Raw genomic sequence first — 7,072 nt, 5'->3', positions numbered from 1 at the left:
CCCGAAGAGAACCACGTGGAGCGGAAGTTGCCGCGGCAGATGTGCGTGGTGATGGTCATGTCGGCGGGCTTCACCTCAAGGATGCGGTTGATCACGTCAACATAGTTGCGCGCAACCTCGTCAACGTCGATGCCCTCGGCGGCGTACGCCTCGCGCTTGGCCGCATCGCAGAACTCGCCCCAGCTTGTGTCGTCGAACTGCAGGTAGCGGCAACCGCGGTCGTAGAACGCGCGCACGGCGTCGCGGTACACTTCCACGATGTCGTCGAACAGCACGCGCTCGTCCTGGTAGCGCTCGGTGGGGCGATACGTCGCCTTGCCGCGCACGCACGGGATCAGGTGCAGCATCGACGGGGCGGGGATGGTCAGCTTCGTGGGGTAGTCGCCGGCAATGTCGCGCAGCGCGTCGAAATGGGCCAGGAACGGATGGTCGCCGAACGCGATTTTCCCGCGGAACACCAGCTGCGCGCCCTTGGGCTTGGGGCCCTTGAACTCCACCGACCACGTGTCGGCGTCAATGTGCTCCACGTTCTCAAGCGCCTCAAGGAAGTCGAGGTGCCACATGGCGCGGCGGAACTCGCCGTCGGTGACGGCCTTCAGGCCCGCCTGCTTCTCCTTTTCCACCAGCTCGGTGATGGCCTTGTTCTCGGCGGCGGTCAGCGCCTCGCGCGTGATGGTGCCGGCGGCGAAATCGGCGCGCGCCTGTTTCAGCGCCTCGGGGCGCAGGAAGCTGCCGACGATGTCATAGCTGTAAGGAGGGTTCGTTGCGGTCATGGAGGCCATCCTTTCGTTCGATGTTGCGTACCTCAAGGATGTCACACTGGGCTAAGATAGAAAACTATCCGTTCGTTAGCATTAACTATATCTAAAAGCTATGGAAATCTTTTACACGCCCTGCTCGCTTTGGTATTCGCGCACGTAATCGCGCAAAAGCTGCAGGTAGCGCTCGGCAATCGACGATAGCGGCCGGTCGGCGCGCTTCACGTACCCCAGCTCCATGTGCTCGCTGCTTTCAAGCGGAATGGATACGATTTGGCTGCCGTTCAAATCCTCGGACAGGATGCCGCTTGAGATGGTGTACCCGTTCAGGCCGATGACCAGGTTGAACAGCGTGGCGCGATCGGTCACCACAATGCTTTTGTCTACCGCTTCGGCAATGTGCAACTCTTCGGCGAAGTACAGCGAATTGCGAATGCCCTGGTCGTAGCTCAGTCGCGGGTACGGCGCCAAGTCGGCAAGCGTCACGCTTGGGCGCGCCGCCAGCGGGTTGTCGCGGCTGACGAACACGTGCGGCGAGGCGCAAAACAGCGGCTCGAAATGCAGGTCGGCTGACTTCACGGCGTTCGCGATGACGCTGCCGTTGAAATCGCAGCGGTACAGCACGCCCAGCTCGCTGCGCTGCACGCGCACGTCGTCGATGATGCCGGCCGTGGATGTTTCACGCAGCGAAAACTCGTAGCGGTTCTGGTCGAATTCGCGCACCAACGGCACGAACGCGTTCACCACGAACGCGTAATGCTGCGTGGAGATGCCGAACACGCGTCGCGGCCGGTCCGTGCCCTTGTACTCGCTTTCCAAAAGCTCGGCCTGCTCCACCACCTGCCGCGCGTGCGATAAAAAGCGCATGCCCTCCTCGGTGGGCACCACGCCAGTGCGCGACCGTGTGAAAATGGTGATGTCCATCTCGCGCTCCAGTTCGGATACGGCCTTCGACAAGCTGGGCTGCGCGATGAACAGCCGCTCGGCCGCCGCAGTCAGCGACCCCGACTCGGCAACCTGGATGACGTATTTCAATTGCTGCAGTTTCATAGCCGCCATTCTACCAGCCGGCCCTGCTCCAGCAACCGCCCTTTCGGCGCAAGAAGCAGGATCGAGGCGGCCCGCCCGCGAACTCCGACGCCGCCCCTACAATAATGCGGATACGCCTGCGAACCCTGCGCCCGCCGCCCCAAGCGTCAACGCGTACGTGGCGGCAACGTAGGCTGCCGCCACGCCGCGCCGCCCTTCGCCCGCCAGGTCAACGGCCTCGCAGTTCATGGTGGAAAGCGTGGAGAACCCGCCAAGAAAACCCATGGTCAGCGTGGTATACGCCATCTGCCCCATGGCAAGGCACCCCGCAAGCGCCGCGCCGGCGATGGTACAGGAAACCAGGTTCACCAGCAGCGTTGGCCACGGGAACGGCCCGGCGGCTTTCGGCTTCAAAAACGTCAGCGCCTTGTGCCGGCACAGCGCCCCGCAAGCACCGCCAAGCCCCACCAGCAGAAACGTCGTCAGGCTCATCGTGCATCGCCTACGCTTTCCCCGCGCCCGTGCTCGGGCCCTCCGCTCCGCGTTCGGCCACCATCCCGCTTCGCCACCGAGGTCTCTGGCGCGTTCACCCCTACAGCGTCTTGTTTGCGGTCGCAAGAAAGACAGCGGGAATCGGCCCCGATTTCCGTCTCGCAGCAATCATGGCGCCCCGGCGCTCCGCCCCTTTCGTGCCGCTTTGCAAGCTTGTCGGCAACCGCCTTTCCCGCCAGCGCGGCCCCGAACGTGGTGGCAACGGTGATTCCCAGATACGCGGCGAACATCCCATAGCGCCCGCTCTGCAAAAACGCCAGGTTCTCGGTCGAAAGCGCGGCGATGGTGGTGAACGCGCCAATCAGCCCCACGCCCATCGACTTCACCAGCGGCGCGGGCAGCTTCGTGCGCCGCGCCACGTACTGGTTGATAATCTCAAGCGTGAAGCAGCCGAAGATGTTCACGGAAAGCGTGGCCACGGGAAACCCGCCGCCCGCCGGCAGCGCCGCTTCCAGCGCATAGCGCAGCGTAGCGCCCAAAAAGCCCATCAGCAGCACCAGTGGCGTTAACGACCGCGGGTTGCGCAACGCGTGCTCCACGGAGTCTGCAATGCTCCCGTGCACCATGCCTTCTTCCGGTTGAAATGACAACGACGCTACACGCGGGGAATCTCCAACATCTTCTGCTTCAGGTCGGCTTCCATGCGGCGCATCTCGGCTTCGGCCTCGGCGCGCTTCTGGCGGCCTTCCGCCTGAATCTGCATAACCTCGTCGAACGTCTTGATAAGCGTCTCGTTCGTGTTCTTCAGCGTTTCGATGTCCACGATGCCGCGTTCGGACTCGCGCGCGATGTCCACGGTGGAGGTGTGCAGCATCTCGGCGTTCTTCTTCAGCAGGTCGTTCGTCATGTTCGTGACGGCGTTCTGCGCGCGGGCGGCCTCGGCGGAGTTCGCGATGCCCAGCGCCAGCACCATCTGGCTTTTCCATAGCGGGATGGTGTTCACGATGGTGGTCTGGATTTTCTCCACCAGCACGATCTCGTTGTTCTGCACCAGGCGGATCTGCGGGGCGGTTTGCATGGCGATGGTGCGCGTCAGGTCCAAATCGCCCAGCTTTTTCTCGAAGCGCGTGCACATGGCCTCAAGGTCTTGCGCGGCCTGCGCGTCTTCGGCGCGCCCGGATATGCGCGCCTGCTCCGTCAGTTTTGCCAGGTCAACGCTGCGCACCTCGGCAAGCTTCTTCTTGCCGGCCAGCAGGTACATGGTCAGCTCTTTGAAGTACGTCAGGTTCAGCTCGTACATCTTGTCAAGCGTGGCGGCGTCCTTCATCAGCGTCATCTGATGGCCCTTCAGCGCCTCGACAATCTTGTTGACGTTCGCTTCGGCCTTGTCGTAGCGCGTGCGCAGCGCGTCCACTTTGCTGGCGCCCTTCTTGAAGAAACCGAACAGGCCCTTCTCCTCGGTGGCGTCGAAGCTGCGCAGCTCGGTGACCACGTCGGTGATAAGCCCGCCCACTTCGCCAAGGTCTTTCGTGCGCACGCCCGAAAGCGCCGTTTCCGAGAAATCGGCCATTTTTTTCTGCGCGCCCGCGCCGTATTGCAGCACCATGGCGGAGTCGCGCACGTCGATTTGCTGGGCGAACGAGTCGACCATCTGCTTTTCCTCGTCGGTCAGCATGCTGTCGTCAAGTTGCGGCGTTGCCTGCTCGGGGGCGGCCGGGACGGTTGCGGCGGGCTGCGCAACCAGTTCGGGCACCGGCGCGTCGTCAAGCGAAGGCGTCAAGGTGAGCTGGGGTTTTACTTGCTGGTCGTTGGCGTTTGTCATAGCGTTTCCTTTCGTCGTGACTCCATCGTGATCGGTGTCTCGTTTTAAATCATCATTTCATCGGCGAAGCCGATGTCGTTACCGTTCATGCTTCGGTCCCTCTCGACTGTTCAAGCTCCTCATCAAGCCGATGCGTCCCAAGCAGGCTTGGAATCCGAATTCCCATCCCGCGGTTCAAGCCAGAAACCCGAACCGTAAAACCCAAGGTCATTCACGCTGCGACGAGCAGCCGATTTCGCAGGCGAGGCAGAGTTCCGCAACGCTTCAAACCTCACGCGACATCAAACGGCGCCGCCCCGACGCTCAGCTGCGTTTGGCGCTGTCGAACGGCCCGTCCACCAGGCCTTCTTGCGCCAGCACGGTGTGCAGCACCGAAATGTCGGACGACACGTCTATGGCCATGTCGCGGAACAGCGAGTCAAGCAGCTTCTCGAATGCGGCGTTCAGGCTGCCAAGCGCTCCTTCGATCTCGCGTTTGGACTGCTGGATGCTGCTACTTTGGATGGGCTGCCCGTCAAGCTCGCGGTACGCGTCAAGCAGCTTCACCGTTGTGGGCAGATAGTAGTCCATCAGGCGGTCTAGGTCGCCGATGACCTCGGGGTTTTCGGCAGCGCAATCCAAAATGGCGCGAACAACGTGCTCGATCTGGTCAAGCGTGCGCGAAACGTCTTCGCCGGGGATGGCCTGGTTGCTCTCGCGAATCTGCGCGATGAACCCTTCGCCGCGCTCGAGAATCTGGCGCTGCTGCGCCGTGGGCTCGGCTTTCGGCTCCGCTGCGCGCGCCGATTCCGCCAAGTCGCGTTGATGCTGCTGGCGCAGCGCCTCGGCGCGTTGGCTTTCGTACTGTTGGTAAGCGCCCGGCGTCATAAGCAGCATGGTTTCGCTGTTGTCAAGCGCCGCTTGCCTGAACAGGCCTTTCGCCAGCATCTTCTTCACGTTCTTGCGCACGTTGTCCGTCGTGTCGGCGCATGCCGCGGCCAGCTCTTCGATGCTGCAGCGGTCGCGCAGGCCGATGACGTCGCGATACCGCTCGAAGCGCTTCGCCAGCTGCAGCTTGCGCCCGCCCACGGCGGCCATGACGGCGCAGGCGGCGCCCACCACCAGCGACGTGGCCGCGGCGCCCCAGTTCACCAGCAGCAGCAACCCGCCGCACGCAAGCAGCGGAACGGCCAGCGCGCAGCCCGTTGCCACCAGCGCCACGCCCGCCCCGCGCTCCGACGAAGGCTTGGCGTACAGGGCGTTCATCTGCTCTTCCTGGCGTTTGCGCTGTTGAATGGCCGCGTACTGCTCCTGGCCGCGGCGAAACCCGTCGGATGCCTGCGCGATGCCTTTCCCGATGCTTTGCGCGGCAACGTCGATGCTGCGCTCGATGGAGGATTGTAGGTTGCTGAAATCCTTCGAGTTCACGGCGTTTTGCACCGCGTTGGCAATTTGGTCTGCAATGTTGTTTGAGGAAGCCATGGTCGCCTCTCCGGCAAGCGCTGCGCTTGGCCGAGCTGGAAATCCGTTTCTGTGATTTTACCGCAATCGGCAAGGCGCGCCTATCAAACAGGCTGCGGTGATATGCCGCGCGTTTCGTATCAATATGGAAACGGTTTGCTCGCAGGCTTCCCGCGCAGAAAAGCGCGCCCGCCCGCGATGCCCGCCTGGGGCTGCAAGCGGCCGCGCAAAGCGAAAACGCGCTCGTCTGCGGTGCCTACCCGGGACTGCAAGTGGCAGCGTAAACAACAAAGCGGTCGATCGCTATTCCAACCAGAACCGCGATCGACCGCATCTACGCCTATATAAAGACTACCTACTTGCTTTCACGAGACTACAACGAAAGGGAAGAAGCAGCTTTCACAGCAACTTCGCGTTTTGTCTCGCCCTTCACCGGACGCAAGCGCGTGCCCATCGGACGCGACAGCCGCTTGATAATGAAGCGAATCGCAGCATATAAAGGATAGGCAACCACAGCGAAATTCACCAGGAAGTCCGATACAGCCTGCAAAGCGCCCGCAACCGTACCAACTCCAAGCGGCCCGGCAGGTGACCCCGCGGCAATCCACAGAGCGTAACTGACCAGCATAAGCACCGTGTACGATGCCATGTACCACGCAAAATGCATCTGCAAACGTCCCATAACAGCCCCTTTCAGCGCACCTTCGCGCTTCGCAAGCCCGCCAAGCGACCCCAAGCGAAACGCCTCTTCATGCTCACGTTCAACGTAATCCCCCAATGTAAAAACCGCGTACGGCGTGCGTAAGAAATGAAGTACAGGGCGCCGCCGATGCAAGCTGCATCCATATTGACCTATATAGAAAAAGGATTTGGCATTTTACTCAAACATATATATGCAAACATCTTAATTTAGTTGCCCATATCGGGATGGGGCCGAATCATTGCCTTGGCCGATCGTCGACATCAAAGCGGACCCGGTACCGCATACATTTAGGTAGGCTTCATATAAATAGAAAAATGTGCAGGAATCCGGCGGGGGAGAAATGTGCGTCCGTTCCTTCCGCAGACATCTCGCATTGGCCTTTGCCCGTTTGCTTGTCTTGCCTACCGAAAAGGCTGTCCGGCTTGCAGCTCTCGATTAAGCACCCCATCCCCGTTAGTCCCCGACCTCGAAAAGCGCGGCCGTGACGTCTCGGCGCGCGCCATTAGCAAAGAGCGAAAGGCCAAGCGGTCTCGGCGAGGGCGGCCGCCCCCCGGGGCGCCACCCGCAGGAGGCGACCCCCCGAACGCGCCGCGCGCCCCAAAACCCAAATGTGTATGAAACGTGGAGAAACCGCCCAACAGAAAATAGTCCTTGCATCGGGGCAGGGAGGCGCGTATTATTCAATCTTGCGCCAAGCGCGAAAGCGCGAAGGCGGAAAGCCGCGGGGGAGGCCCCGCAGGCGGGAACCTTGAGAACCGGATACTGGACAAGAGACGATCACAATAGCCAGTGAAGCCAGCGCAGGCAGGGCCTACCTACTTTGAGCCC

The 7,072-nt window shown here is 61.7% G+C and carries 7 protein-coding genes; all 7 read right to left on the bottom strand.

From position 1 onward, the window contains the following. The coding region (locus tag ACWI6D_RS09000; protein ID WP_449134436.1) for a 5-methyltetrahydropteroyltriglutamate--homocysteine S-methyltransferase at positions 1-773 on the bottom strand (773 nt) is incomplete at its 3' end. 111 nt (positions 774-884) lie between these two features. Next, positions 885-1,808 (bottom strand): LysR family transcriptional regulator, encoded by a 924-nt coding sequence (locus ACWI6D_RS08995; RefSeq protein ID WP_449134435.1) that lies wholly within the window; start codon positions 1,806-1,808, stop codon positions 885-887. Between the two features lie 96 nt (positions 1,809-1,904). Continuing rightward, entirely contained in the window at positions 1,905-2,279 is a 375-nt protein-coding gene (locus ACWI6D_RS08990; protein WP_449134434.1) for a fluoride efflux transporter FluC, read from the bottom strand. After that, positions 2,276-2,902: a fluoride efflux transporter FluC gene (locus tag ACWI6D_RS08985; RefSeq protein WP_449134433.1), complete on the bottom strand. Its 627-nt coding sequence runs from the start codon at positions 2,900-2,902 to the stop codon at positions 2,276-2,278. Before ACWI6D_RS08985 ends, ACWI6D_RS08990 begins: the two co-directional genes overlap by 4 nt. A gap of 32 nt (positions 2,903-2,934) precedes the next feature. After that, positions 2,935-4,101, bottom strand: a complete 1,167-nt coding sequence (locus tag ACWI6D_RS08980; RefSeq protein WP_302936862.1) for a toxic anion resistance protein — start codon at positions 4,099-4,101, stop codon at positions 2,935-2,937. Positions 4,102-4,404: 303 nt separating this feature from the next. Next, positions 4,405-5,562, bottom strand: a complete 1,158-nt coding sequence (locus ACWI6D_RS08975; RefSeq protein WP_449134432.1) for a 5-bromo-4-chloroindolyl phosphate hydrolysis family protein — start codon at positions 5,560-5,562, stop codon at positions 4,405-4,407. A gap of 352 nt (positions 5,563-5,914) precedes the next feature. Then, a complete protein-coding gene (locus ACWI6D_RS08970; RefSeq protein ID WP_302936859.1) occupies positions 5,915-6,223 on the bottom strand; it encodes a hypothetical protein in 309 nt (102 codons plus the stop codon). Positions 6,224-7,072 lie beyond the last annotated feature (849 nt).

It is taken from the genome of Senegalimassilia sp., from assembly GCF_977052095.1.
The sequence above is the reverse complement of the archived record's forward strand: the minus strand, read 5'-3'. Positions and strand labels throughout refer to the sequence as shown.

Coding starts and splice junctions, on each gene's coding strand:
- ACWI6D_RS08975 (WP_449134432.1), bottom strand. CDS start 5,562: ATGGCTTCCTCAAACAACATTGCAGACCAAATTGCCAACGCGGTGCAA.
- ACWI6D_RS08995 (WP_449134435.1), bottom strand. CDS start 1,808: ATGAAACTGCAGCAATTGAAATACGTCATCCAGGTTGCCGAGTCGGGG.
- ACWI6D_RS08970 (WP_302936859.1), bottom strand. CDS start 6,223: ATGGGACGTTTGCAGATGCATTTTGCGTGGTACATGGCATCGTACACG.
- ACWI6D_RS08980 (WP_302936862.1), bottom strand. CDS start 4,101: ATGACAAACGCCAACGACCAGCAAGTAAAACCCCAGCTCACCTTGACG.
- ACWI6D_RS08990 (WP_449134434.1), bottom strand. CDS start 2,279: ATGAGCCTGACGACGTTTCTGCTGGTGGGGCTTGGCGGTGCTTGCGGG.